21 protein-coding genes, 1 pseudogene and 1 CRISPR repeat array are annotated in these 26,103 nt (G+C 37.5%); of the genes and pseudogenes, 12 read left to right on the top strand and 10 right to left on the bottom strand.

The genetic code is table 11. The features are described from left to right. The first annotated feature begins 91 nt into the window (after positions 1-91). Complete coding sequence (locus BFU36_RS14460) at positions 92-304, top strand: SWIM zinc finger family protein (RefSeq protein WP_083216318.1); 213 nt, start codon at positions 92-94, stop codon at positions 302-304. On the opposite strand, the gene BFU36_RS00125 is transcribed toward BFU36_RS14460, so the two are convergent. The 8 genes from BFU36_RS00125 to BFU36_RS00090 all read right to left on the bottom strand — a co-directional run bounded on the left by BFU36_RS00125 (position 293) and on the right by BFU36_RS00090 (position 6,754). Continuing rightward, entirely contained in the window at positions 293-1,630 is a 1,338-nt protein-coding gene (locus BFU36_RS00125; RefSeq protein ID WP_069281299.1) for an ATP-binding protein, read from the bottom strand. The genes BFU36_RS14460 and BFU36_RS00125 overlap by 12 nt on opposite strands. A gap of 5 nt (positions 1,631-1,635) precedes the next feature. After that, positions 1,636-2,220 carry a BlaI/MecI/CopY family transcriptional regulator gene (locus BFU36_RS13440; RefSeq protein ID WP_083216317.1) on the bottom strand — a complete coding sequence of 195 codons (585 nt, stop codon included), beginning with the start codon at positions 2,218-2,220 and terminating at the stop codon, positions 1,636-1,638. Positions 2,221-2,254: 34 nt separating this feature from the next. Beyond that, positions 2,255-2,593, bottom strand: coding sequence for a YidH family protein (locus BFU36_RS00115; protein WP_069281298.1), 339 nt, complete (start codon positions 2,591-2,593; stop codon positions 2,255-2,257). Positions 2,594-2,861: 268 nt separating this feature from the next. Next, complete coding sequence (locus BFU36_RS00110; protein WP_069281297.1) at positions 2,862-3,635, bottom strand: MBL fold metallo-hydrolase; 774 nt, start codon at positions 3,633-3,635, stop codon at positions 2,862-2,864. Then, on the bottom strand, positions 3,632-4,384 hold the full coding sequence (locus tag BFU36_RS00105) for a hypothetical protein (protein ID WP_069281296.1): 753 nt from the start codon (positions 4,382-4,384) through the stop codon (positions 3,632-3,634). Before BFU36_RS00105 ends, BFU36_RS00110 begins: the two co-directional genes overlap by 4 nt. A 373-nt stretch (positions 4,385-4,757) precedes the next feature. Continuing rightward, a complete protein-coding gene (locus BFU36_RS00100; protein WP_143576880.1) occupies positions 4,758-5,402 on the bottom strand; it encodes a hypothetical protein in 645 nt (214 codons plus the stop codon). A gap of 1 nt (position 5,403) precedes the next feature. Further along, the gene (locus BFU36_RS00095) at positions 5,404-6,105 is read right to left on the bottom strand and encodes a CRISPR-associated endoribonuclease Cas6 (RefSeq protein WP_069284495.1); all 702 of its coding nucleotides are present in this window, start codon (positions 6,103-6,105) and stop codon (positions 5,404-5,406) included. Positions 6,106-6,118: 13 nt separating this feature from the next. Continuing rightward, complete coding sequence (locus BFU36_RS00090) at positions 6,119-6,754, bottom strand: hypothetical protein (RefSeq protein WP_069281294.1); 636 nt, start codon at positions 6,752-6,754, stop codon at positions 6,119-6,121. 629 nt (positions 6,755-7,383) lie between these two features. Between BFU36_RS00090 and BFU36_RS00085 the strand changes: the two genes are divergently transcribed. From BFU36_RS00085 to cas6, 10 genes are read left to right on the top strand one after another with little or no spacing between them, the layout of a single operon-like run. Continuing rightward, positions 7,384-7,776: a hypothetical protein gene (locus BFU36_RS00085; protein WP_069281293.1), complete on the top strand. Its 393-nt coding sequence runs from the start codon at positions 7,384-7,386 to the stop codon at positions 7,774-7,776. Positions 7,777-7,780: 4 nt separating this feature from the next. Beyond that, positions 7,781-8,485 carry a CRISPR-associated RAMP protein Csx7 gene (gene csx7 / locus BFU36_RS00080; RefSeq protein WP_069281292.1) on the top strand — a complete coding sequence of 235 codons (705 nt, stop codon included), beginning with the start codon at positions 7,781-7,783 and terminating at the stop codon, positions 8,483-8,485. Beyond that, positions 8,486-9,316, top strand: a complete 831-nt coding sequence (gene csx7, locus BFU36_RS00075; protein ID WP_069281291.1) for a CRISPR-associated RAMP protein Csx7 — start codon at positions 8,486-8,488, stop codon at positions 9,314-9,316. It begins immediately after the preceding gene. Continuing rightward, positions 9,288-10,109 (top strand): RAMP superfamily CRISPR-associated protein, encoded by an 822-nt coding sequence (locus BFU36_RS00070; RefSeq protein ID WP_069281290.1) that lies wholly within the window; start codon positions 9,288-9,290, stop codon positions 10,107-10,109. The genes csx7 (BFU36_RS00075) and BFU36_RS00070 overlap by 29 nt, the downstream gene beginning before the upstream one ends. Before the next feature lies 1 nt (position 10,110). Continuing rightward, complete coding sequence (locus BFU36_RS13730; RefSeq protein WP_156770038.1) at positions 10,111-10,275, top strand: hypothetical protein; 165 nt, start codon at positions 10,111-10,113, stop codon at positions 10,273-10,275. Beyond that, positions 10,266-12,821, top strand: a complete 2,556-nt coding sequence (locus BFU36_RS00065; protein ID WP_069281289.1) for an HD domain-containing protein — start codon at positions 10,266-10,268, stop codon at positions 12,819-12,821. Before BFU36_RS13730 ends, BFU36_RS00065 begins: the two co-directional genes overlap by 10 nt. A 6-nt stretch (positions 12,822-12,827) precedes the next feature. Further along, positions 12,828-13,442 (top strand): RAMP superfamily CRISPR-associated protein, encoded by a 615-nt coding sequence (locus BFU36_RS00060; RefSeq protein ID WP_069281288.1) that lies wholly within the window; start codon positions 12,828-12,830, stop codon positions 13,440-13,442. A gap of 6 nt (positions 13,443-13,448) precedes the next feature. Further along, the gene (locus BFU36_RS00055; RefSeq protein ID WP_069281287.1) at positions 13,449-14,354 is read left to right on the top strand and encodes an RAMP superfamily CRISPR-associated protein; all 906 of its coding nucleotides are present in this window, start codon (positions 13,449-13,451) and stop codon (positions 14,352-14,354) included. Continuing rightward, positions 14,351-15,079, top strand: coding sequence for an RAMP superfamily CRISPR-associated protein (locus tag BFU36_RS00050; protein ID WP_069281286.1), 729 nt, complete (start codon positions 14,351-14,353; stop codon positions 15,077-15,079). Before BFU36_RS00055 ends, BFU36_RS00050 begins: the two co-directional genes overlap by 4 nt. Next, a complete protein-coding gene (cas6, locus tag BFU36_RS00045; RefSeq protein WP_231961185.1) occupies positions 15,076-15,870 on the top strand; it encodes a CRISPR-associated endoribonuclease Cas6 in 795 nt (264 codons plus the stop codon). Before BFU36_RS00050 ends, cas6 begins: the two co-directional genes overlap by 4 nt. Positions 15,871-16,341: 471 nt before the next feature. Here cas6 and BFU36_RS14520 read toward each other — a convergent pair whose 3' ends face one another. Continuing rightward, positions 16,342-16,749 carry a TM1812 family CRISPR-associated protein gene (locus BFU36_RS14520; protein ID WP_409349232.1) on the bottom strand — a complete coding sequence of 136 codons (408 nt, stop codon included), beginning with the start codon at positions 16,747-16,749 and terminating at the stop codon, positions 16,342-16,344. A gap of 303 nt (positions 16,750-17,052) precedes the next feature. After that, positions 17,053-17,697: pseudogene (locus BFU36_RS14515) on the bottom strand (CRISPR-associated DxTHG motif protein); the annotation flags it as partial. Positions 17,698-19,937: 2,240 nt separating this feature from the next. Then, positions 19,938-24,263: direct repeats of the CRISPR family, unit length 25 nt; unit sequence GATGCATCCTTAACGGGATTGAAAG. Between the two features lie 1,018 nt (positions 24,264-25,281). On the opposite strand from BFU36_RS14515, the gene cmr4 reads away from it, so the two are divergent. Then, positions 25,282-26,100 (top strand): type III-B CRISPR module RAMP protein Cmr4, encoded by an 819-nt coding sequence (cmr4, locus tag BFU36_RS00030; protein ID WP_069281284.1) that lies wholly within the window; start codon positions 25,282-25,284, stop codon positions 26,098-26,100. Positions 26,101-26,103: the final 3 nt, after the last annotated feature.

Below are 26,103 nucleotides of genomic sequence, written 5' to 3'. Positions count from 1 at the left end.
GTTTGCTACTCTTTTATCAAGAAACTTTTATTAGTCAATCAAAAATTTCACTACACTCTCTACAACTTTTTAGGAGCCGTATAAAAATGAAATGTACCCATACTTAATAAGCAAATCTGTGAACGAGGGCACAATGTCTTATCTTTTCGTAATTAATAGTGAGAGTAATCCTTTAGAAAGTTATATGGTGAGAATCCAATATACCCAAGGCAATTTGAGGGCTAGCTGTAGCTGTAAAGGATTCGCAATAAGAGGTAATTGTAAACACGTAAAATTAGCTTTAAGGAAGATCTCACGATACTAGCTCTTTCAAAATCCTTCGCAATTCTTGGAGTAACAATTCACGATCTCCATTAATAATCTTGTTTATCTTCTCGTTATCTATTTTAAACACCTTTACTCCAGCAGGAACATCGACATTGTCTACGTTAGATATTATAAACTTGACCACTTCATTATTGGTTTCCTCATCCCTCTTTATCCTCGAAAACTTCATCACATTTTTTAACTCTTTACTATCTATACTGTTCCTATTACTAATCTTAATATCTCCGATGTAAACCTTATTTTTAGTCCTAAAATAAATATCTGGAATAACTGTTTGGTTATCTGGATTTACCATTTTCTTTCCCTTATCATGAACGTATTCAATACCAAATTGTTCTCTTAAACTATTTATACCATCCCTAATTATACCCTCCAACTTCTTAGATACCTCTTGAGGACTTTCTATGCTTGGAAGACCACTTAAGAACCCTTTTATACACTCAGAAGATGATCCAACACAGTTATGGAGAGCCTCCTCATACCTCTCCCTAGCATTTATTAGGATTTCGTTAACGGTCTTACTTCCCTTCACAGCATTTGCCAATACATCAGCGTATTCTTCACAATAGGCACTTAAAATTCCTCTTACCTCATCGTCATTTATTGGGGGTGAAAGATTAATCCTTAAAGCATCACTCTCTAGTCTTCTCCTTATTGCACCATCAGTTATTGATTCAAGAACATCTGGGATTATAGTTAAGACGAGTTTAAAGTTCAAATTAGAATTTAAAAGTCTGTGTAAAGGCTTTATTATCCCCTCTACGTTCCTAGTCTCGTCAATTAGCAATACAACGCTCTTTCCTAATCTACTTATATCATCAATCAAACTTATCATATCATCTATACTATCAGAGTAAGAGTTACAGTAAATCTTGAATACGTGAGCGTAATCATCGTTATAATCACGTTTCTTGCATCTTATTTTTAACCACGCGTTAAATTCCTTGAATAGTTTAGCAGATCCTCTGTACCCTATGTTTTTCCTATTTTTATACAAGAAACCATATGCCTCTTCTCTTAGCCTATCCATATTAATATTTTTCCAAAATTCCTCAACTAAGTTATCCTTACCAGCTAGGTCCATGAAGACTACATGAAAACCACTATTAGCTAATCTATCTTTTAGGGATAGAAGTAAAGCAGTCTTTCCCATCCCCGGATCGCCTACGATGACCCCTACCCCAAACCCACTCTTTATTATAATACTTTCCAACTCCTTAACACCCTCGACCCACCTCCTTCCACCCAATTTAGGCTTAGTATTCCATTGCGTCACAGTATACTCGGGGAATTCACAAACCATTAAGATCACCTCTTCTTTATAATGCCATAAAGAACTCCATGCAAAATCATTCCCTCTTGTCCACCTTGTATTAGTTCATAATTTTTCATAATGTGTTCCCTAAAGCGTCCATAAAATTGCTCTTCCGTCATCCCCAATTGCTTCCTTATATTATCTAGTCTAGCATATCCAAATGAGTCCTTAACGTCTTCATATATTTTATCGAAGTCCTTTTCAGTCTTACTATTTCCAAAGTAAATCTCCAAAATTTCTAGGAGCGCTTTTTTAATTATACTTTCTAGCCCTTTTTCCAAAGCCTCTTGTACTACTTTTTTAATTATACTTTCTAGCCCTTTTTCCAAAGCCTCCTCTCTTTCCTCCCTCACCTCCTTAACGAAATAATATCTTTTAGTCTTTCCCTTAGTCTTCTCTTTTATTGCACCTTTTTTAATTAAATCATCTAATAACTTCTTTACTTCCTCTCTTTTTCCCTCATCAGCCTTAGCACGAACACTTATACCTAATTTACCATATATTACGCTAATAGTTACTCCATCCTTATTTGAACCTTTTATAATTTCTAAAATCTTATCTTCCTCAATCTCAGTCATTTATAATCTATAAGTCTGTCACATTTAAAAATTTTCACGTTATTATAAGTAATGCCAATATTATAGCAATTAGTAGAATCACAAATGCAAATGTAGCATTTTCGTAAGTTTTTGGTCTAAACGTATTTTTTGCTAAATCCCTCTCATTCCTTAAATAATTATATAAACCATAAGCTATCACGATACCTCCCAAAATTATCATTATCTCTCCATATAATACTGAGGCACCATTAATGCTCTTTTCTCCCCTTAAAATTTCTAAAAATAGCGCAAATTTTGCTATAACAAACCCAAATCCTATTAACGCTATCCCTGTTCTAATCCACGCTAAGAAAGTTCTCTCATTTGCAAAGTGATCTGAGGGCGATGGCATTAATAGAATTAAACACGTATGAGATTATAAGTACTAGTTTCTTACCTCACTAGAGTTTGTCATTCTATATGCCGAGAGATAAGACTCAAGAGAAAAAAGCAGTAAAGCCTAAAAACACTCAATTCAAATGGGACTACAACCAGTATGTCTTCATGACGTCATTATATCCACCCTAGTTATTGTTGCAATGATGAATCGTCTCTCGACTCTCCCTTAATCGATGAGGAGAACTCTCGTCATTTATGGCAGGGAAAATTTTGCTGAAAAATTATTCTTGCTGAAAATCTACTTCCATTAAGTCAATCCCAACTTTATCCAAACTACTTAACCAGTCAATGAATTTCTTGACATTCTCTCCTTGAAATATTGAACCATGCTGTGGAGCTATTATATCTATTTTTAAATCCTTAATCCTCTTTAGCCATAGATCTATAGCCTTTCTCGTAGCTATATAACGCTTATGAAAGCCTTCCATTAACTTCTTGTGTTCATCGAAATTCTCGACAAAGAGGTACCACTTACCCTCTGGAAATACTGCAGCACCTAGATCACCAGAGAAGTAAATTTTAGCTCTAGGGTCGTAATAGTGAAAGTTTCCCGGAGAGTGCATGAAATGGGCTGGGATAGCCTTTATCATTATATTATTACACTTTATATCCATGCCTTTATCCGGTATGTCAACAATCTTAATTCCTCCAACCCCTATATGTGGTAAAAATCTCTCCCACAACGCTGAAACGTAAATTTTAGCCTCTGGAGATACATCGAGCCATAAGTTTAAGGAACCTATAACATCAGGGTCTTGATGGGAGTAAAGTATTGCAATTATGTTGTTAGGATTAATAAACTGTTTAACGTTCTCATAAACTCTCTCAAAGACGAAATATCCTCCTGGATCTAATAATACTCCTTTATCTCCATCAACTATTAAATATTGGTTCGTTAAAATCCCTTTTTCGTACTCGGACTCATCTAACCCTAACCATACGAACTTATGATCCTTATCCTCAAAAATGACATAAGGTTTGTGAACCTTAGTCATTGTAATACCTCCAAAGCCTTCGGTGAGATCATAACGTAAATGTTGAGTTTAAATTCTCCCACAAGCTTATTTAGTACCTCCTCTTCTCCAAAGTACTCCTTATTGTTATCTAAGATGTAAACTCCCTTTAACTCACCATTTATCAGCAAAACCCTGAAAGTAGAGGAACCTGTCCCGGAAACGTATATAACTGGATATTGTGCATATTGGGCGACTATTTGTTGTAAGTAATCTACCAATCCTCCTTGAGTAACCGTTACCTCTTCCGTGTCAATTAACTTAGACTTGATAATTAGTTTTGTTAAATACGACATCTTAGCCAATTTATGAGAGTAGTCCTCAAGTTGAGGTTGAACTTCGTACCTTGATATCTCTTTTTCTATACCCTGCCTTAACTCACTTAGTATATTATGTAAGGCATTACCTACAATCCATTCCTTCTCGCCAGAATATGCTATGGAAATCCTTACCTTATCATCGTTTTCAACAGTGAATAGGATCTTAAATGTATTCCCTTTTTGATCAACCAATTTATATTCTATGATCTTATCTCCAAAATAGCCTGGTTCAATACTGAATTTAGACTCAAAGGAGAACAATAGGAATCTACTGAAGCGAAATTTTACGTAAGTATTGTTTTCTACGCTAACTACGTTAGGCAGAATTGATATGAGGTTTTGTATATTCTTAGCCCAACTCAAGATTAACGCATTCTTTTTCCCTTCTATTGTGAGTGAATCAGTCTTCATGAAATATTTTATAGACGTCTCTACGTATTAAGTCTTTCTATATAAGCTTTTGTTAAACCATTTTTAACGGCGTTAATTATATACATTGTTTAGTAAAAAAGTGGGTAAAATATAAATTTATTAAAACTAAAATGACTTATATGAACGAAGAAAAATTAGGCTGAGTTATATTTTAATTATATATAAGATTATCAAAGGACTTATACGTAATTTTTATAGTCGTTAAACAATTTTTATGCAATATGTAGTCTAGATAATAATCTCTTTGAAGACTCGCTTCTTATTAATTGGACTTATAATAGAAATAACAATTTTGTTTAAATAATCTGTAACCACCTCTAGTGTAGTTATTTCTTATCTATACGTAGGTCGTTTAACTTATTTGCTCAACACAATGCTTAAAGTTCAAACTTAATGCTTCTAAAGCTATTAGTCCCTTCTTACTGATAGTATACTTATCTCCAGACTTCTCTATGTATTTATCCTTTTCTAGTTTGTTTAACACCCTATACGCAGTAGACTTACTCAAATTCATCTTACTCGTAAACAGATCATGTATATCCTTACTACTCAAGGGCTTATTTACTAAAGCTCTAAGTAAATCCAGATCCCTATCATCTAAATCTATACCCTTAAAAATTGACATATCTATCTCAAATCTGTCACCTTTCTCGTCGTAAACTACAGCAATTCCTTCCCTATTCATCAATAAGAATGCTCCAATTAATATAATGTTTAGCTCAACAGCCTCAGGTGTTAGCACTAGTTCGTAATGATTCCCATTTGAGTTTGTCTTTATCCATTTTATAACGTCAATGATGGATAGCATAAGGTCAGCGTTTAACTCAATGACTTTCTTGTTTACCTTTATGCCAATAATTTTCATGAAATGTTCTAAGGTAGACGTATCAGTGTTAGCGTAGGTCAATACCTTAATCTCTTTAACGTTCTTAGTGTAATACACCTCTTTAAAAATATAGTCCATACTGTTGATTAATGGAGTGATGATAATTACCATCTTAATCACCCCTCACTCTTACTCTTCCAAACCCGTTTCGTCTAGATGATCCAATTCCCTTTGACGCAACGCTCTCCAATACTTTATAAACGATATCATCCTCGTTCGTGAGGGAATATCTGAGTTTTCCGACAAGTCCTATCACCTCTTTTCCGGCATAAACCACCTTTGCGTATTTAACGATAGATGGGTCTTCCCAAAGTAAATGGTCTAGCCTATTTAATAAATAATTTAACTTTTCCTCACCCCTCTTAAGCCCAGTTACGTCAATTAAATTGTTAAAAAAGACAACAGACGGTCTATTAGTAAATATCTTTCTCTTGCTCTTTATGAAGGGATTCACTAGTAAAGCGGGAGTTAAGACTTCTAGTTCAATCTTCTTATATCCATCAATCTCAATTTCACTCACTACAACGTCTTTAACTCTCCAAAGTGTGTTGAACACTTTTCTATCTTCCAAGTGAGCTAATGCCATAGTAACACTATCCTCATCTCCACCAACCTCAAAGGAGTAAAGCTGACTTGGAAACACTTCTAGATAGGTTGGAACTTCAGAGTACTTTATAAAGTATTTACCCTTATATTTTAACGGAGATATTGCAACGTTTTTGGGGTTTATTAAGAGCGTTTTGCCGACCTTACTGGAAAAAGGAGGAATTATAGCGTTATTTTCTGGACTAACATAAACTTCAGCCAACAACATTTCTATCACCTCTTTAAGCCGTCATCACTATAGTTTTCTCTAGTAATTTCTCGCAACAATCGTTTACCTCATCTTCTGTGGGAGACGACAGCACGTCGACTATATACATGTCTATTTCTTTTATGACGGCGTTATATTCGTCCACATCCTTATATAATGCTATTATGAGGTAGGAGTATTTCAAATTGTTTTTTGAAGTATTCGTCCAAGGGTTTGCCTCGTTTATCCAAGCATAGATACCAGCTTGTGCGATTCCTTTTTCAAATATATCTCTGTACCATCTGTAATTCCAATAGTTGCTCGATTTTCCATCTAATTTCCCTATATTAAAACTCTTTATCTCAGCTGGTTTTCCCTCGTAAAGCATGTCGGGCTTTCCGCATAACAATCCTCTACAATGCTTCTCTTTAATTCTCTCCCCTCCTAGTGCATCTATTACTGATGACTCGATAGATGGCAATACTTCTACATCTCTAGACAAATTGCTTTTGTGTGAATTAATAAGAGTCTTAGCTGTGCAAAGCAATCTCAAGTCTTTATTCAGCATAAGGTACTCTTTTTTAGCATGTATGCCAGTATTTTGTTTAAATTGCAAAGTAGCATTAAATTGAAAGTTAGGGTATACACTAACACGTAGTAGTGGGTTCATCAATGAATCCCCCACTTCGTTTATTTTTTACTTATGTTACTAACATTTACTTTAAAACTTACATTTACTTTTGCTTCTAAAAAAGGTAATTTAGGACTGAGAATATTTCTATTGATCATGGACATTATGTTCACCGTACTATACTATTGTTTTTTTTAAAATTTAAAGTTATCTTTGATCTTGATTTGTGGCATTTAAATCCTTCTTTGACGAAAAAAAGAAGATCATTTGTGGGAACTACCTAATGTATCATAATTAATAGAAATATTTTTTCCCTCAATCAATTCATTATAGGTTCCCGAATAATGATATGAATTTTCCCATATAAAAGTCTTTCCGCGTTTTGCCCTTAATTTACTCATCAAAAAAGAATTTCTTAACAAAGTATAATAGGAAATAATAAATATGAATAAAAGTTTAATAAAGTAAGCCTTTTCCTTTAGGCTGGGAGAGAGAATCAGTTTGATAATTTAATTAATCCTCTCTTGAATCTCCCTAATAGGATTAATATTAAAGTAATATTTCAAATGACTAATAATATCTCAGTACATTTTATTTAATAATTCTCAAAAATTGCACAATAAAATAGACAGTAAAACTTAAAAGATGTAAAAATAGATATATCAATAATGTCCACACAACAATCTTCCAACGAAAAGCTTCTAGACGTTGCTACGATAATTGCTATTTCTGCTTCAAGACCTGCTGGAAGAGATGCAGGTCCTTCAGTTGACTCATCGACTATCAACAACTTGTTGACCTTTATACAATCTAGAAGGGACGTGAATGAGTTATTAGCATTTATCATGAGACAAACTGGTAGAGGAGAAATAGACCAAAACACTGGCAAGCTGTTATTACAACATTTGAGAGGACTTAGTCCAGATAAGGCTATTCAGCTATTGGGTTACGTTAAGTGGATTTACGAAACTCTCACCTCAAGAGACATTAAGATGGATAGAAGTAAGCTAAACAGTGTGAAGACCTTCTCAGAGCTTGTAGAGCTCATAGCTAAGGGATGAAATTATGAGCTGTAAGGATTTAGACGTCATAAATACGATCATAAAAATAGAGGGTAAACTAATTAACTTAACGCCTTTAAGGGTTGGTCAAGGTAAGGCACAAGAGTTCACAGAGGCAACTGATAATCCAATCATGAAAATAAAGGGAAAGCCTGTAATACCTGGATCCTCATTGAAGGGAGTATTTAGAAGTATGGTAGAGGCTTACATAAAATCATTAAATGACCAGAAATACAGAGTATGCGATATTAGTGATGATGAGTGTACATCATGTGATAAAAATAGCTATTGCATACCGTGTATAATATTTGGGTTCAAAGACTTGGCTTCAAGAGTTTACATCTTAGATTCTATAGCAGAGGAGTTCTCAATTGGGCAGAGGACTATGGTGGCGATAAATCGAGTATTTGGGGGTAATCTGCCCGGGAACCTTTATACGCTTGATTTCGTAGAGCCGAACTCTAGGTTCGACTTCTCAATGATAATATATAATTTAGACTTAGTAAACCAAGAGAAAGAGGATTGGAAGAAAGTTTCAGTAAACGCATTGAAGTACGTGTTAAAGACTCTCGTTACAGACGGTATTTTTGTAGGGGGTAAGAAGAGCGCAGGATATGGTCTAGTCAAGCTAACTGGTGGGAAGTTGAAGTATTATAAGTCCCCTAACCTTCTAACCCCTAAAGAGTACGATTTAAACCAGGTGCTCTAGATGGTAGACTACACCTTTATTAGGAAGGATTTGGTAAAGAGAATAGTAATTATTGAAGGAGAAGTCGTTACAATAGCTCCATTGAGGATAGGAGTAGGTAGGGGAGGTAGCTTAGATCCTACTAGTATAGCTAGGGATACCATATTGAAGGATCATAATGGGAGACCAGTCATACCTGGTTCATCATGGAAAGGCATTTTCAGATCTACCGGAGAGAGGTTATTGTCAGCGAAAAACGTCGAGGTATGTAGTGGTGTAGGAAATGACAACTGTTTAAGGAAGAGAGGGTTGGATGACGACTTCCAAAACTTATTAAAAAGAAATAAGATTAATGAGGCATTAGAAATGTTTTGGAAAAAAACTTGTCTAAATTGTAAACTCTTCGGGACAAATATGGTAATAGGCAATGTTAGGTTCTTAGACTCAGTGGCGTTAAATTACTCGATTGGTATGAGAACAATGGTAGCAATAAGCAGAACAGAGGGGGCAGCTGCAAGGGGAGCATTAGTGCAAGTCGAATATGTCGAACCCGGCTCAACGTTCTCTTTTAAATTAATCGGATATAACTTACCGAGTTACGTCATTGGTTATATTGTAAATATTATGAAATACATTCATGATGGTCTAACACAAGTTGGAGGGCATAAGAGTAGGGGCTTTGGTTTAGTTAAGTTCTCCAAGCTGAAGTTCACCAGTACAGGTGATAACAAGATTGGAGATGAGGACGTTAAAGTGGACTTAAATTCAGTAGAAGGAGATCAGTTCTTCGAATTAATGAAACCATACATAGAGGTCTTCCAGAATGCAAAGATCCAATATCCAGAGAAGTGAATATACTAGGAGAAACTCTAAGGGCATTGACGGTGAAATAGAGCTAAGGCTCACAGTGAAGTCAGACTATTTACACGTGGGGAGTGGACTTCCAACGTATAGGTTAATGAAAAAAATAGATAACATTAACGCTTTACTTGAACAAGCATTAAAGGGTAGTATACCAGATCTCTCAGCCTACTTTTCACCAAAACTCCACTTAATGACTAGGTATAGTAATGGTTTAGTCATAATCCCAGGGTCAACAATAAAGGGACTGGTGAGGACTAGACTAGAGTTAGCAATCCCAGGGAGCTGTTACATAGTCTCTAGGGAAGCAAGCAACACGTCTCAGACGTATAAGAAAATATTCAGACCTAAGGATAAGGAAAGTGAAAAATTTGACGTAGTTAAGTTTCCCAAAGTTTGCCCAGTCTGTGACCTCTTAGGAAACAGTGGCTTGGCTAGTAGAGTAACGTTTAGTGATTTCATAGGAGAAAATGTCAATTCTCAAAACGTTAACGTAAGGGGAGATGAATACGAATGCGTAACGAAGAACTCCGTATTTAAGGGAAGAGCTATCTTCAAGGGATTGAAGAGCGTGGAAATAGGGATGTTACTTTACGGTTTCGGGTTTAGAGTTAATAACAACTCCTTAATTTCTAAGACAATGTTATTAGGAAGGTTCAAGTTCTCTGACAGAAGGTTTGGAAGAGTCCAGTTCTCCCTCGTGAGCTCTGATCCCAAGTACGTTGACTACTTAAAGGAGTTTGTAAACGCGTTCAAACCATCAGATTTTAACGAGGAGTGGTAAGATGAAGATATGTATTCGTTATGACCTATCAGTTGATTTGGATTGTAAAGACCCCAATGGCTATTTATTCGTAGATGAAGTTAATTTTGTAGATAATAAGAGTGACCACTCTTTCATTGAATGGAAAAAGGGTAAGTATTTGAAGAAGGTGGTAAAATGGTCCTAAGAGGTAAACTATTGTTACCGGACTTTAAGGTGAGCTTCGTCGACGAGAATAAGGTAAGTAATCTGGAAGGCAAGATAGTTGACGTCCTGTTCCAGTTGGCGAGTTTTTCATGTGAAATAGCTGATAACGATGAGAAGAAAGCAATTGATATATACGCTGACGTACTGTCCTTCCTATATAAGATGCCAATGCTATTTTCATACTCACCTTATACCTCTAGCAATTACGTGTTCAACGCCTTTGAATACTTCTTCATCTACGTAATTTTTAGGCACTTGGAGGACATCAGTTCATTAAAACTTGAAGATGTTTTTAAACAGCTAGAAAGTAAGAGGAAGGAATACGATAAGCTAATCACTTATATTGTAACCTCAAGTGATATCAGAGAGATCTATGAGGCATTGCTTTACACTCCAGCTGACACCAGACCGGGCTATAACTTCACTTCCCTCGTATCACACTTACAGCTTTCCTCCTTACTAACCTGGGCTTTACAGCCAGAGTCAGTTGACCTAAACTACTTAAGAATAGCAGGACTCCTCCATGATATTGGAAAGCTAATTAACCCCAAACATCACGTTACAGCCTCATCTGAAATCCTTAAAAAATTAATTGAGAGTGCTGACAAAGCCGGCTTATGCATGGGCGAATCATTAGATAAGATAAAAGATTTGGTTGAAAAGCATCACACTAGAGCAGAAAACGTTCTAAACATGGCAGATAGGTTGGCTGCATCAGCAGATAGGTTAAGTGGTATAGTCAATAGATACCTCAAGGAAATTCCTATGGGAGAATGTTATAACGATGCTAACTCTTACGACTGCATTGAGAAATATGGTAAAGAGAAGTATGAAGAGGCCAGTAAGACTTTATTTAAGCGTATAGTTGGCGAGACCCTAGAGTTGAGCAGGTTCACTAAGGATTCTAAGTTCTTTGAGTTTCTGAACACCCAAGAGGTCAAGAGGTCTGAGGAAAGGAAGTTGGGAAGCCCTAAAGCCTACCTAGTCTACATAGACTTCCCCGGTATCCAGAAGTTCATAACCAGCTTCCCTAATTTAAGGGATATGTCGTTTGCAAGCACATTAGTCGATTTCTTAACCTCAGTCTACGCCTTCATACTCATTGATACTGAGTTCAAAAACCTTGGAAAATCCAGAATACCTGCAGAGGCATTACTAAGTGGATATGGGGGTCACTCGTATATTGTAGTGAGAAGCGATCTAGGCAAGGACCAAATTAAGAAACTATTTGAGAACGTCATTGAGCCAATTGACGTTAAGTTGGACGTGAAAATAGTCGATTTCATTTATGAGGACTACGTTAAAAACTTCAACGAAGTATGGGCTGAGATTTCATCGCAACAGTACGAGAAGTATTTAATCAACTTTGACGAACAGATTTACTCCTTAGGTCTTCATGAAGTCTGCACTAGCTGTGGGATTAGACCAGCTATTGATAGGAGTGAAGACGATTTACTCTGCGAGAGATGTAAATTCGTTAGGGAACTCTCAAAGCAGAGAGGTTTTGTAGCTAGGGTTAACGCGAATTACTTGTTAGACGGGACTCCAGTCAGACCTTTAGAATACGCTCAAAAATATCTCGGTGAAGACTACCCAGTCAAAGCAATGGAGTTCATAGCTGGTTATAAGAAAAAGGAGGACAATAAATACGTAGCCTTAATAAAAGCTGATGGGAATAGGGCTGGAGTAATCTTTATGACGAGTGTGACTTTTTCAGACTACATCGATAGGAGCTTCAGGCTAGACTATGGAATAAAGAAGTCGTTCTACGAGACGATATCTGAGCTAGCTAGAGTGAATAAAGACTTGGCGAGTAGGGTATTATCTGGTGTACTATATCTAGGTGGGGACGACGTTATGATATTAGCCCCATCAGTGGTTTCCATACCATTAGCTACTAAACTGTTTGAGAGAGCGGAGAAGAACACTGGCTTCACCTTCAAGGTCGGGGTAATATCAGTCAAGCCAGACCATCCAGTACAGTTCGCTTACCACGCGGTAAACGAGTTAATGGAGAGGAGTAAGATAGAGGACGCTAATAAATCTTCAATATCGTGTCTAGTCTTCTCATCAACACTGGCATCAGAAGGGGTGATTAAAACTGAGCTCTCTAAATACAGTGCCATTCCCTCTAATGGAAACAAAAAGTCATTCCTCTTGGTGTCAAACGATTTAGATGAGGTGAAGGAATTGTTAGACCTAATAAGCAATAAGCAAGACGTTTTCAGCTTCATATCACAACTATACGATAAAGACGCAACGAAGGAAGCAAGGGAGGAAGCGAGGAAGGAAGCGAGGGACCTAATCAGACCGCTAGAAGATGTAGTGAGTTACGCAGATACATTGTACGGCACTGACAGATACTTCTACGAAACAGTAGCTTATATGGTAAGAAAGAGGTTTAGGAGTGATGACGAATATACGAAGAGACTACTGACACTACTATTGAGTAAGATAAATAAGAACGTCATCCCACTTTACGATTTCTACTTCATGTTAAAGACTATAAGAGTAGGTATAGGGTGAAGAAAAGTGGAGATCACAATACTCTTAAAAAACCTCACCTCTTTGACAATTGCAGGAGGGAGTACAATAGGCATAGTCGACATCCCATTTAACGAACTTGGGATCCCCTCCTCATCGTTAAGAGGAGTGATGAGGACAGCGGTAAGTAACCTATTGCCAAACGGGTTTACATCCTGTGGTGAAATAGAGCCTAATAGGATGAGAAAGGCACACGGCTCCTCCCCTTGTGATGTATGTAGACTTTACGGTTACCCAGACTCGAAAGATGGGGGATGCTTCACCATCTTAATGGACCAAGTGGTAGAGGAAAAACACTTGATAACGAGGGTATCAATTGATGATAAGACACAAAAGGCTAAGGACGGCTCACTGTTCACCCAACAGATCATAAAGCCTGGTAGAGAATTTAAGGCTAAAATCATTTACAGATGTGAAGACGATATTAAGCTGTTTAACCTATTACTCTACTCACTGTCCGCATTAAGGTATTGGAGGTTAGGGAGGAACGCTATGGTAGACGTTAAGGTCTTGACTAAGAAAGAGGAGGTATGTAACAAGGTGAAGTGTAACGACGAGACTGAAAAACTGCTTGATTTTCTATCAGATTACTTGTGGAGGTGAAAGTCCGTGGACCTAGCGTTATTAAAAATAACTGTAAAAAGATACATAACGACCCAACTGAGAAAGGTCAAAAACTACTACTTCTCAACAGCTGACTACATCCCATCCACAACGTTAAGGGGTGCTATTCTGGCAGAGTACTATTACCAAAAAGGGAAGATAGAGGAGGACTTCTTCGTATCCCCAGCTTACCCCACAAACACTTTACCTTCCCACTACTTCAGCCCAGCTAAGGAGAGGAAGGGCAAAGACTTCATTGAGGCTAATGGCGTTTTAAACGAAAAAGAGAAGGTGATAGGGGAAGGGAGAATATCTGAGGCAATGAAGGTAGAGGGTAAGCCTAAGATTGGTGCCCTAATAACTTATAAAGGTGATGAGAAAGACCACCACGTCTATCAACAGTTCTCAGCTGAGTCTACAATACAAATGCACGTCGCAATAGATAAGAAGAGCGTATCGTCATACCAAGGGATGTTATTCGCTTACGAGTATAAGAAATTTGATGAACTTTGGGCTTTAGCTAAGCCAAGTGAGGTCATAGACTTGGTCAAAAGAGTAGGCATAGGTAGGAGTAAGAATAGGGTGGGGAACATAGCTGAGGTCAATAAGGTAAGGGAGATAAACCTAGATGATCCAAAAGGTTTATCCTACTGCCTATCCCAGTGCCTCCCATCCCTTTTCGGTAAGAAGTTCTTCGACGCTAAAACTATCATAGGGGAGACATCACTTTACACAGGCTGGTTTACTACTGACACAATATCCGGGAATAAGCCAGTCTTCAAAACCCTGAAGGAGGGCACGTTAATATACATTGATGAGTATTATGACTCAAGGATTATGGCTTCAGGCTTGAACTTCATCCTCAAAATACCAGACCTAAAGTACTTACTAGATAAGGTGAGAGTACAATGACAGAAGTCTATATATATAGGTTAAAGTTTAACCTGCCAAACGGTCTGAGGATAGGGGGAGTATACGATACTACTGAACCATTAAGGTTAGGTAGTGAAGAGTACTTAATCCCCTCCAGTAGCCTCAAAGGCATGTTCAGAAGGGTCACAGAGATCATAATGGGTAGCCCAGAACACTTCAACCAGCACGTGAACAGCAGTAACGTATATAGTAAGTATAAAACCTTAATAGATGAGTGCAACCAACACCCTAAAAAATGCGTTGACGATGTTGTGAGAATAGCCGTAGCTAAGGGAATAACTGATGAAGAGGAGTTCAATAAGCTCTACAACCAGTACAACTGCCCCATCGAAAGGCTATATGGAGGGGACTACTTCGCTGGTAGTATAACTATATCTGACGTGTTAGTTAAGGCAAACATAATCCAAAGACCTCACGTAGTCATCGATAGGAAGTCCAGGACTAATCTGGAGAGGTTTTTATTCAACGAGAAGATCCTCGACTTGAGCTCAATTGAGGTCATGGTGATTGTAAGGGGAGAATACAACTATATTCCTTGGATGAGGACGCTAAAGTTCATGAGGGACGTAGGTACTTTCATAGGTAACAGCAAGTCTAGGGGGATAGGGTTCATACAATTGGACGATAAGGAGAGCAGTGTGGCAAAAGTTTACTCACTATTAGATAAGCCAATATTCAAACCGTTAAGTGATGAGCTGAAATGATGATATATTCTATGAAATTCGAGGTCGAACCAGAACATGACGTCCTAATCCCACCCTTTACCTCAAAGTTAGGAAGACAAATCCTAGTCAACATGAGTAAAAGCTACTCAGAAATAGTCCACGACCCTAGGCCTTACAAGCCAGTAAGGGTGAGTGTAATTAAGGACATAAATGAAAGACCAATCTTTTTTACCGGTAAGGAAAAAGTCGTGTTAAATGGTAGAGCGAAATACTACTTCACTTTTTCCTTCATAGGTAACAGTTTTTTTGAAGAAATACTCCAAAACCCACAACAAGTATTGACTTTTTGGCAGACCAAGTTCAGAGTCCAACTGGTTGACGTCAAGATAACGGAAAACGTTGAAATAGAGGACGCGAGGCTCTATAAGATTTCTTTCCTAACGCCAACACTATTACAACCAATAAGACCTCCAATCAAAAGGAAGAAGAACAGGTTCATTTTATTCCCTTGCGTCCCCTACTTGATCTCCTCAATACTGAGGCACTGGAACTCTAACAGTGATGAAAAGATAAGCAACGTCCTAAGCTCTAAAACGTTGTACTACTTTAGGGAAGTGGACTATAGGCTAAGGCCTATAACAGCCTATTATGGGAATAAGCCAGTCAGGGGATTTGTAGGGTGGACTATATATCAACTATCAGCTAGGAAGAACAGTAAACTAAGAGATAACATCAGAAAGTTATTAGGTTACGCGAATTACCTAGGCGTAGGTAAGAGTAGGGCTATTGGGTTTGGGGAAGTTAAGGTAACCCCTCTGACACTGTCATAATCATCTCTGTAATACAGTGAAACTCCAATCTGATATTCTTAAATTCTATTCCCTGCTAGTCTGGTCTCGGTAATACGGTGAAATGGAAGCAGAATTAATTATGGTTGAAGTTTTCCGTGTCGTTCAAAAAACTTTTATCTTTAAAGTAAAATATCATAATAATGTGTACTAACAAAGGAAGGACAAGCCTCGCCCTTTAAGGTGGGGAGGAGGTAAGTTACCGTTTCCCCAAAAAATCAGTTAGGTACTAACTACTGGTCGTGATGAGACTCCCCGTGGCATAATCATCCATCCTGTCAACCCAGATATACAACAGAGATGAGCATCCCTCCATAGCTAGACTGGTTATAGTAAAGGTCCTATGTAGAGGTTAATGGTAACGCTGACCAATAAGATATTTCCTGCTACACGTCAAGACTGGGTAAAACGGGGACATAACGCGGTCTACCCCCACTTAAGGCTTTGCCTAGACTACTTCGAAAGGAATTCCTTAACTTTTTCCCAACATTTCCCGTACGATAGGAATATGTTCTCCTTGCTCACTTCATTAGTGACTTTAATCTCAACGATCTCCTCTAGCAGCCCTCCGTGGGCTATGAAGTTCCTCTTATTATCTTCACTTAAGACTTCCTCACATCCTTGGGCCTCTCCGGTGTTAGATTGAGTACACATAGGGTATATATCCTTATAATTCACCTTGCCCTTACTAGCTATCATTTCTGCATTATCCCTCACGCAATTGAACAACTTGTCGAGCTCACGTATGATGATAGAGGACGAAGCCTCTGATATGAGCTTGTATACTATGTCAGTTATGTCCCTGAGTAGCTTTACGCTCACGTCCCCATTTACGTTGAAGTTGTCCTTAATTGTCCTCATCAAGAGCTTGAGGTAAGTGTCGTTCATCTTCTTCACTCCCTGCCCTATGAGGTTGTAGTCTACTCTCAACTTCCCCTGTTCCTCACTTAACTTCACTTTACTGTAAATCTCGTCTAGCTTAGGGATCTTTTCGTTAAACTCTTTTAGGAAGTATACGAGGGCTAGTGGAGCGTTATAGTTTAGGGTGTTGTAAGCTATACGCAGTTCGTTGTTACTCAGCTGGTCAAGTGCCCTTATGCTAGGCTTAGCGTCACTGTACACTTTAGCCATTAAGAACTCGCCGATGGTCTTGGGGATGGCGTTGTAGTAGCTAACCTTTACCTTAGTCTCTCTCTGCTTTACCGAGAGTATACTTGCTAAGTCCCTAGCTAATAGCTGTGTCATTATCGTGAAGTAGTTGATCCCGTGCGTAGTGTCGACGATTATTTCCTCCACGTTTTGGTTTATTTTCTCGTAGAGCGCTACTAAGCCCACTGAGTACATGAAGTCGTAGTCGGAGGTAGAGCTGAACGAGGTGTAGTATGGTGTAGGTTCACTCTCTAACTTGATCTCTATGCGTGAGGGGAGTACTAGGACTTCGTGATTTTTTATCCCTAGTTTAGAGACTATGCAAGAGATATAGTTACGGACCTTTTCCACTAGGTCCTTGTAGGAGCCTATCCTCTCGGTTGGCCACGTCTTCAGATTGTGTATTAGAGCTGCGTTTTATACTAGAGTATAGTTTTTCATTTTCGGCACACGACTTAACGTCTTCGTGTATCTTAGGTTTTGGGCTAGTGAATCTTGTACGAATATGTAGAACTTCTCTATGTCACTAAACATTTCGCTGATCAGCTTGAGTGAGGATATCGATTCAACGGGCTCTTTATCCGTCTGCTCGCCAAAGTATTTCACTTTTCTCCATGCAGAAGGGTCTCCCCAGGAGGCAATTACTATCTTATTACCCATATTTTTTCATAATTTATATATAGAGATCTACTTAATCAATGTTACTTAAATCACCTTTGCTCTAGGGTAAGGGGCTGACAATCTCTTAAGTACTACCACGACTACGGTTTATCTATGAGGCTGACCTTCTCCCCTTAGAGCGGTTCACTGGTTTACCACCTTCACCACTTCATAGCTAGTGGGCTTTAGAGCACTCTTCAAGCAATGGCTTGAGTCTTCAGTCATCTTTTAGTCTTCCCTCCACATACATTAAGTTACAAGCATTACGGATTACAGTAATTCAGTACCCTTGGGTCAATTACCTTATCTAGAATTTCCAGTTTCCCCTCCCTTCCAGAAATTCTTCCCTTAGTCTATCGCTTATTATCTTAAAATTCGAATTTAATTTTTCTTCGCATTTAACGCAGCATTAGGAGACTGAAATTTATTCGAGTTTCAAAATTACTTTCGTATATCCTGCTAACGTAATTTCGTAACTTTTGCTCTCCCCCGTCTTCATTTATCGTAGGTACTAGTGGAATGAACACGGCAGCCCTTACGTTCTGGTTTACCCACTAACTATCTACCAATTTGGTATTCTACGCTATTATGTAGGTAGTATTTCGTAAAAAACGAATTTATTTACTGCTTTATCAATTTCTTATGTTTATAGCGTAGTCCTATGTACCCCTGCTTAATGGTATACTCTTATATTTTTCGATTTTCTTCATAAAATTATAAAATTCCTCGGCCAGAGAGAACCTTAACCGATTCCCGTACCTTCATACTTCTGCGTAGGTTTCGTTTATCCTCCTCTACTTTCCTCAACCACTTCAGATAGACGTCTCTCCTCCTGTAAGGTATATTCCTATAACACTGGATACGCTGATTACAGAATAGCGGTTCGTTCTATTTCCAACCCCTAAGCTCTTCTGAAATATTTCCTAGGTGTTTAGCGTATATTTGGTCTAAAGTAAAGAACATTTATAAAGATAATACCAATTCATGTATGAAGCGTCTGGCACCGGGATAAAAAGGTATTCATATTGCCCCTTAATTATCTATATCGTAATATATACCAGAGAAAGGAAAATGAGGCCAAATTACGGCAAAGAAATAGATTAAAGATAATAATATATTAAAACTTCCTATAAACCTCTTTAAGAAGCCTTCATTCTTTTTCAGGAAAATACAACGCTTCCCCAGATTTTGTGTTAAGATTCCCAAATTTTTGGTCTCCTTTAGGTATAAAGGAATCCCATAACGTATGGAGAGATCATAAGCTTCAGATAATGTTCTTTTCTGTTAGAGGAGAGTAAAAATAAAGTTAAAGAGATTTCTTTACTATCCTATAAGGTTGTCTACACAGACGAGGTTTGTGGACAACAATTTTGTCCACTTCAACTTATGTCAATAGATTTCGAGTAAATTGTGTTGAAGAATATTTTTAGCCATCTCGTTATTGTGTTTCTTGTTGAGTAAGGTGAGTGTTAGGAAATCAAACCCATTCATCTACTCGTCCCAATAGATGAGTTGCCTCACACGAAATACTTTTCCATCTAAAGAAAATTCAATTTATATCAAAACAACCAAATTGTTGTCCACACACCACAAAATGGAAATATTTTTTACATCCCCACCTATGAAGCTTTCCTCAACTATGAAAGAAAAGCAAAAGATACAGAAAAATATGGGTAAAAATTATTGCTAATTCACGTGTATAGTATATATAAAGTAAAAATTATTGCTAATTCACGTGTATAGTATATATAAAAGGGGGAAAATATAGATTTATTTAGATATAAGAAGAATAGATTTTATATCCTAATAAAACCTTTTTATTCTAACGTCAATCCAATTTTTACGTTACAACGCGCTTATTTAAGCCTCTTTATAAACATAACTATAACGTAGTCTTAAAAATCGTTTTATATATTCTATCATTTTCAATAAATCTTTAAACGTCTTATTACGATGTAACAACCCTAATGTACGTTAATTCAAACAGTATTTATCCGTCTTCATTAAGTGGTTTAAAAGTGTGAAAGTATGAGTCTCAATGCGAGAGTTGCGATAATCATTTGGTGAATTAAACGTTTATAAATTAACCCAAACTTTCAAATAAATTAAAAGTCCATGCGAGGGAAAAACGTTAAAGACTATTACTAGGAAAAACCCTCGCATGATAGGGGAAGGTGAGTAAAGTAAAATTTATTATAGGGGAAGGAGAAGATAAGGCATAGGGGTTAATAAACAAATCAGATGCATCCTTAACGGGATTGAAAGTTACGTGGATATGATTTCCCATTTGATCCGCTGGAATGATATGATGCATCCTTAACGGGATTGAAAGTTATTGGGACAAAAGAGGAAATTCAACAGTTTATAGAAGGATGCATCCTTAACGGGATTGAAAGAAAATGTCAGAGAGTTTATAAGTATACGCACTTTGAATATGATGCATCCTTAACGGGATTGAAAGATAATGCAATGAAAGATGTAGCTTCTGTCGTTGGCCCAGCGATGCATCCTTAACGGGATTGAAAGTTATTATAAAATGGAGGGCAAAGATCTAGATTATATTAGGATGCATCCTTAACGGGATTGAAAGTCCTTTTTTTATTAAGTGTACACTGGGGAGTAAACAAGATGCATCCTTAACGGGATTGAAAGAGGGAAGGAGTCACTATATAGTCTGAGGGTTTACCTTGATGATGCATCCTTAACGGGATTGAAAGCTATTTTTTATCCCGTGCCAGAGTTCCTGCAGGTTCTTTGATGCATCCTTAACGGGATTGAAAGAGATTTCGCAAGATTTCGCATAAGATCACAAGAAATCAGATGCATCCTTAACGGGATTGAAAGGTATAACAGTTTCGGTGTACCTTCTGGCGATGTATCTGGGATGCATCCTTAACGGGATTGAAAGACATCTTGAAGTTTAAGGGGTTAATTTTCCATAGGTTTGATGCATCCTTAACGGGATTGAAAGTTAATCTCTTTATTGCCGAAAAGACCATGTCGTGAGTAACGATGCATCCTTAACGGGATTGAAAGTTAAGCCTTTTTGAAAAAATCGAAAAATTAGTTTTTTGATGCATCCTTAACGGGATTGAAAGTATAAGCTCGCTCCTAGTGATGTTACGTTTCAACGCTAGGATGCATCCTTAACGGGATTGAAAGTCTAATACGTACTTTTTACCCTTATCCGCACCTTTTAGATGCATCCTTAACGGGATTGAAAGAGAGCAAATATATCAAACCCTTCCCTAGGTCTTACTCTCAACGATGCATCCTTAACGGGATTGAAAGACTCCATATTTCTCTTTAAACTTCTCAGCTATCCTCTTGATGCATCCTTAACGGGATTGAAAGAAATGTCCAATAATTTTCCTATTACCAATCACTGACTTTAAGATGCATCCTTAACGGGATTGAAAGTCATTTGTTTCACCCTTATAATAAGGTAATAATCTTTAGATGCATCCTTAACGGGATTGAAAGATTGATTCGATTGCTGGACTCCTTTCCTTATCTCGCAGATGCATCCTTAACGGGATTGAAAGGAGATTGGAATGATAAAGTATAAGATCAGTGAGATATTGATGCATCCTTAACGGGATTGAAAGGGTTCACAAAATTTAGGGGGCACATCAAGAGAAAAATAGTGATGCATCCTTAACGGGATTGAAAGCTAAAATCTAGGGGCTCATAACGAATAATATTCATCACAGATGCATCCTTAACGGGATTGAAAGACGTAAACGTTGAGCTCATCTTTAACTACTAGCCTTTTGATGCATCCTTAACGGGATTGAAAGGCCCATCCTCTGGGATCCTTAATGTTAATAGGGATGGATGCATCCTTAACGGGATTGAAAGCAACACATTAGAAGACTATGAAGTGTTAGAAGAGAATATGATGCATCCTTAACGGGATTGAAAGTCATGACAGTCACAGCCAAGCTCATAGCTCTCTTTGTGATGCATCCTTAACGGGATTGAAAGGTATAATTTTGTAAAAACATAGGTCTAAAAAATAGTGATTTGATGCATCCTTAACGGGATTGAAAGATCTCTGACATTAAGTTTGTAGACCAACACATTTTGTTTACTGATGCATCCTTAACGGGATTGAAAGGTCTTTTAGTTAACTTGTGACCTGTGAACTCTGCAAGATGCATCCTTAACGGGATTGAAAGTTGTTAAAGGTTCTTGGCTAAGCGCTATTAGTATGTCCGGATGCATCCTTAACGGGATTGAAAGTATCTCAACAGTTTCACCATCTCTCATTAGCCACCCTGATGCATCCTTAACGGGATTGAAAGAAAGAAATTATGAAAACGTATATTAATAAACCTTTTATAGATGCATCCTTAACGGGATTGAAAGTATCGTTCTTGACTACGGTGCAGACCCAGCATCCAAACGATGCATCCTTAACGGGATTGAAAGTAAACTATTTTCAGTTTATTAACATCTGCGTATAAAAAAAGATGCATCCTTAACGGGATTGAAAGTAAAAAGAATTCATAGCTGTTACTGGGTCTGCTCTCATCAAGATGCATCCTTAACGGGATTGAAAGAGGATTTTTTGTTTAATTTGGGTTTGTGTGGTTTGAGACTGGATGCATCCTTAACGGGATTGAAAGAATAGAAATCTTTTGTATAAAAAGTTTATATCATATTTTTTTGATGCATCCTTAACGGGATTGAAAGATTTCTTCTAAAATCTTTATACTATAGAAATTGATTTTTTGATGCATCCTTAACGGGATTGAAAGACATAAGCAACATTGTGACTCTGTGCCCCATTCGGTATGGATGCATCCTTAACGGGATTGAAAGAACTGTGTGCTCTGCTGAACTAGAGCAAATGTTTGTTTACTGATGCATCCTTAACGGGATTGAAAGTATCGTTCTTGACTACGGTGCAGACCCAGCATCCAAACGATGCATCCTTAACGGGATTGAAAGTAAACTATTTTCAGTTTATTAACATCTGCGTATAAAAAAAGATGCATCCTTAACGGGATTGAAAGTAAAAAGAATTCATAGCTGTTACTGGGTCTGCTCTCATCAAGATGCATCCTTAACGGGATTGAAAGAGGATTTTTGTTTAATTTGGGTTTGTGTGGTTTGAGACTGGATGCATCCTTAACGGGATTGAAAGAATAGAAATCTTTTGTATAAAAAGTTTATATCATATTTTTTTGATGCATCCTTAACGGGATTGAAAGATTTCTTCTAAAATCTTTATACTATAGAAATTGATTTTTTGATGCATCCTTAACGGGATTGAAAGACATAAGCAACATTGTGACTCTGTGCCCCATTCGGTATGGATGCATCCTTAACGGGATTGAAAGAACTGTGTGCTCTGCTGAACTAGAGCAAATGTTTGTTTACTGATGCATCCTTAACGGGATTGAAAGGTTTACAAAATTGTATGGCAATCATACAGCTTATATGAGATGCATCCTTAACGGGATTGAAAGTCAATTTTAACATTGGTAATCAGTGACATATAATAGACGATGCATCCTTAACGGGATTGAAAGTATGTACTTGTATTTTTGCTAAAGCATAATATTGTGGCTTGATGCATCCTTAACGGGATTGAAAGTGCTTATCCTCATTTTCCCACTTTAGTAATCCCAGTTCACGATGCATCCTTAACGGGATTGAAAGCCTAGGAACGATAGACCGTAAATTACATCAAAGATCCCGATGCATCCTTAACGGGATTGAAAGTCTCTCTTTCCGTAAACTTAGTAACGCTAGGTGGATCTGATGCATCCTTAACGGGATTGAAAGTTATAGTTTGATTTAGGTAAAGGAATGTCTCACCACCTGATGCATCCTTAACGGGATTGAAAGGTCCCCCATGCCCTATGTATGTATTCCTTATACGGTTCCGATGCATCCTTAACGGGATTGAAAGATGCCATCAGTTACGAGGATCAGTGTCCTTATCTTCCTCGATGCATCCTTAACGGGATTGAAAGCTAAATTGTTCCAACCCATGCTATTCCTGTGTCTGCTCAAGATGTATCCTTAACGGGATTGAAAGTCACTTTGTTATTTGTTGTACAAATTGGCTAAGAACACGAGATGTATCCTTAACGGGATTGAAAGAATTCCTGGATTTGGGGATCGATTTGTGCTTCACACATTTGATGCATCCTTAACGGGATTGAAAGTCAAATTTTATACTTTTACCTTCTTTTACCAAAAAAACTCTGATGCATCCTTAACGGGATTAAAAGTTAGATTTATAATTTTATTCCCTATTTCCGCAGTACTTTTTCGATGCATCCCAAACGGGATTGAAAGGTAGCTTACTATGTTGAAGGAGTTGGAGAATTAAAGATGCATCCCAAACGGGATTGAAAGCCAGTAGGCAGTTGAACATATGCTGTTATTGCGTAAAGATGCATCCTAAACGGGATTGAAAGCCGAAGAGGTCAAGTCCGAATGTGGACTCAAGTAGAAGAGATGCATCCCAAACGGGATTGAAAGCTTATTAGCTTATAGATATCGTCTACTGTTAAGTTGTCAAGATGCATCCCATAAGGGATTGAAAGACAAAACTTGATACATTGAAGTAAACTGGGAATATACTACGATGCGTCCCACAAGGGATTGGAAGATATAACACTTCCCCATAAAAAATGGTTCTCTGATTCTCTCGATACACGAGAAATATAAAGATGAATCGATGAAGTAAACTATCTAAGGGGAAAAGGACAGTTAACATGACTGACAATCAGATAAGGAATAGAGTTGTGAAGAAGAGACAGTTGAGTGTGCACTCTTTGGTGGGGGGAGACTCTTCAAGTTTTTAGCCGGTTTAAAGATGTATTATAAAAAGGAGAAAGAGGTTTAATTCTCTAATTGTCTCAGTTCCGTAAACCTAGTTTATTAGTTGAATGGTTGTAGTAAGAGGAGACAATGAATAACTAGTATTTTGTGGTGAGGTTTGAGTTTGTATAAGCCGTCATAATACGAAGTAATTTATTGTTTTGGGAATCTAATAGTTAAGTTACGAAAAAGCTAATAAGTTAACAATTATTACGTATGTGGTCAAGTTAGGGGGGCCGTATACAGATTAAGGGCTTAGGGTACGTACCTTAGAGTAATAATTGTCACCTTAAGTGGAAGTATAGATGATAATTACCCTTTACTCATCAAGTTAGCTCAAATATGATGATAGTAATGAAAAAGATACAGCTTTCATGACTTATTGAGCAATGCAATCTGAAATGAAGAGGAGATATACAAGATTTAATAGTCTAAAAATGCTCGCAGTGTTCTCGGAAGTGAAGATATTTAAGAGATGTAAATTAGCCCAAGCGTAGGCGATTGACGGCTATCGCGCGTACCTTGAGGTGTACACAATGTAGTGTATAGGTGATGTCCTTAAAGGAGGTGGGAGTAAATGGGCTAGCATCGTTTACACGATATAATAGTACTACGTCCGCATGTATGGAACTGAGACTAATAAATATAAAGTTGTTTGTGATAGATCTCATATTAAAGGGTCAGAAATTCATTAACTAGGTTCCATAAATGTTTATATTATCCTTTGTAGAGTAAATAATAATGGGGTCGAAGTACTTATTTCTTTCCTATGCTGTAACGCCAGTGCATGTAGGTGCTGGGAGGTCTCCCGGAGTAGTAGATCTACCGTTCCAGAGAGACTCCATGGGGTACCCAATAATCTATGGTTCAAGTTTTAAGGGAGTGTTAAAGTCCCACCTTCTCCAGAAGAATAAAAAAGATTTGGCTACTTGTGTTTTCGGGAGCGAGACAGAAGATACCTCTAACATGGGAAAATTTATATTAACGGATCTCATACCAATATTATACCCCACAGCTAGCTTAAATGAAGGTTACGTGTATATTACTACTGAGTATCTGATTAATAGGGTGGAAGACCTTTTAAGTGTTCTCGAATGTGACTTTAAATCTCTATATAAAGAGGATAACGAGGATAAAAGTAAAAGTATAAGCGTACTCCTAGGCAGTGTGAGTAGTAAGAAAGTACTTACTTTAACTGACGAGATCAGAAACCTTGGTAAGCTCATTAGGGAAAAGAGCTACGTACTAGATAACGAGATAGGCTTACAACTCGTAGAGTCCTCACTAATTAGAGTTACAAGAAACGTGCTTGTAGATAAGACTAAAAAGTCTAACAATATCTGGACCGAAGAGTACATACCCCACGGTACAATATTAATAGGAGGAGTTATAGATGGGGATAGAGAGAATAGTGTATGCGAGGATCTTATTAAAAGTGGTAATGACGTTGCCAAGCAGTTTCTGGAAAATTTTAACAACAAGGCGGTATTCATAGGAGGTAAGGAGACTATTGGAAAGGGTCTTATAAAGATGAAGGTAATAGAATGTAAGAAGTCTTAAAGG

The organism is Sulfolobus sp. A20, from assembly GCF_001719125.1.
GTDB lineage: Archaea > Thermoproteota > Thermoprotei_A > Sulfolobales > Sulfolobaceae > Saccharolobus.
The sequence above is the reverse complement of the archived record's forward strand: the minus strand, read 5'-3'. Positions and strand labels throughout refer to the sequence as shown.

Excerpts from the sequence above, each read along its gene's own strand:
- BFU36_RS14460 (WP_083216318.1), top strand. The coding sequence starts at position 92 with ATGTACCCATACTTAATAAGCAAATCTGTGAACGAGGGCACAATGTCT.
- BFU36_RS00125 (WP_069281299.1), bottom strand. The coding sequence starts at position 1,630 with ATGGTTTGTGAATTCCCCGAGTATACTGTGACGCAATGGAATACTAAG.
- BFU36_RS13440 (WP_083216317.1), bottom strand. The coding sequence starts at position 2,220 with ATGACTGAGATTGAGGAAGATAAGATTTTAGAAATTATAAAAGGTTCA.
- BFU36_RS00115 (WP_069281298.1), bottom strand. The coding sequence starts at position 2,593 with ATGCCATCGCCCTCAGATCACTTTGCAAATGAGAGAACTTTCTTAGCG.
- BFU36_RS00110 (WP_069281297.1), bottom strand. The coding sequence starts at position 3,635 with ATGACTAAGGTTCACAAACCTTATGTCATTTTTGAGGATAAGGATCAT.
- BFU36_RS00105 (WP_069281296.1), bottom strand. The coding sequence starts at position 4,384 with ATGAAGACTGATTCACTCACAATAGAAGGGAAAAAGAATGCGTTAATC.
- BFU36_RS00100 (WP_143576880.1), bottom strand. The coding sequence starts at position 5,402 with ATGGTAATTATCATCACTCCATTAATCAACAGTATGGACTATATTTTT.
- BFU36_RS00095 (WP_069284495.1), bottom strand. The coding sequence starts at position 6,105 with ATGTTGTTGGCTGAAGTTTATGTTAGTCCAGAAAATAACGCTATAATT.
- BFU36_RS00090 (WP_069281294.1), bottom strand. The coding sequence starts at position 6,754 with ATGAACCCACTACTACGTGTTAGTGTATACCCTAACTTTCAATTTAAT.
- BFU36_RS00085 (WP_069281293.1), top strand. The coding sequence starts at position 7,384 with ATGTCCACACAACAATCTTCCAACGAAAAGCTTCTAGACGTTGCTACG.
- csx7 (WP_069281292.1), top strand. The coding sequence starts at position 7,781 with ATGAGCTGTAAGGATTTAGACGTCATAAATACGATCATAAAAATAGAG.
- csx7 (WP_069281291.1), top strand. The coding sequence starts at position 8,486 with ATGGTAGACTACACCTTTATTAGGAAGGATTTGGTAAAGAGAATAGTA.
- BFU36_RS00070 (WP_069281290.1), top strand. The coding sequence starts at position 9,288 with ATGCAAAGATCCAATATCCAGAGAAGTGAATATACTAGGAGAAACTCT.
- BFU36_RS13730 (WP_156770038.1), top strand. The coding sequence starts at position 10,111 with ATGAAGATATGTATTCGTTATGACCTATCAGTTGATTTGGATTGTAAA.
- BFU36_RS00065 (WP_069281289.1), top strand. The coding sequence starts at position 10,266 with ATGGTCCTAAGAGGTAAACTATTGTTACCGGACTTTAAGGTGAGCTTC.
- BFU36_RS00050 (WP_069281286.1), top strand. The coding sequence starts at position 14,351 with ATGACAGAAGTCTATATATATAGGTTAAAGTTTAACCTGCCAAACGGT.
- cas6 (WP_231961185.1), top strand. The coding sequence starts at position 15,076 with ATGATGATATATTCTATGAAATTCGAGGTCGAACCAGAACATGACGTC.
- BFU36_RS14520 (WP_409349232.1), bottom strand. The coding sequence starts at position 16,749 with ATGAGGACAATTAAGGACAACTTCAACGTAAATGGGGACGTGAGCGTA.
- cmr4 (WP_069281284.1), top strand. The coding sequence starts at position 25,282 with ATGGGGTCGAAGTACTTATTTCTTTCCTATGCTGTAACGCCAGTGCAT.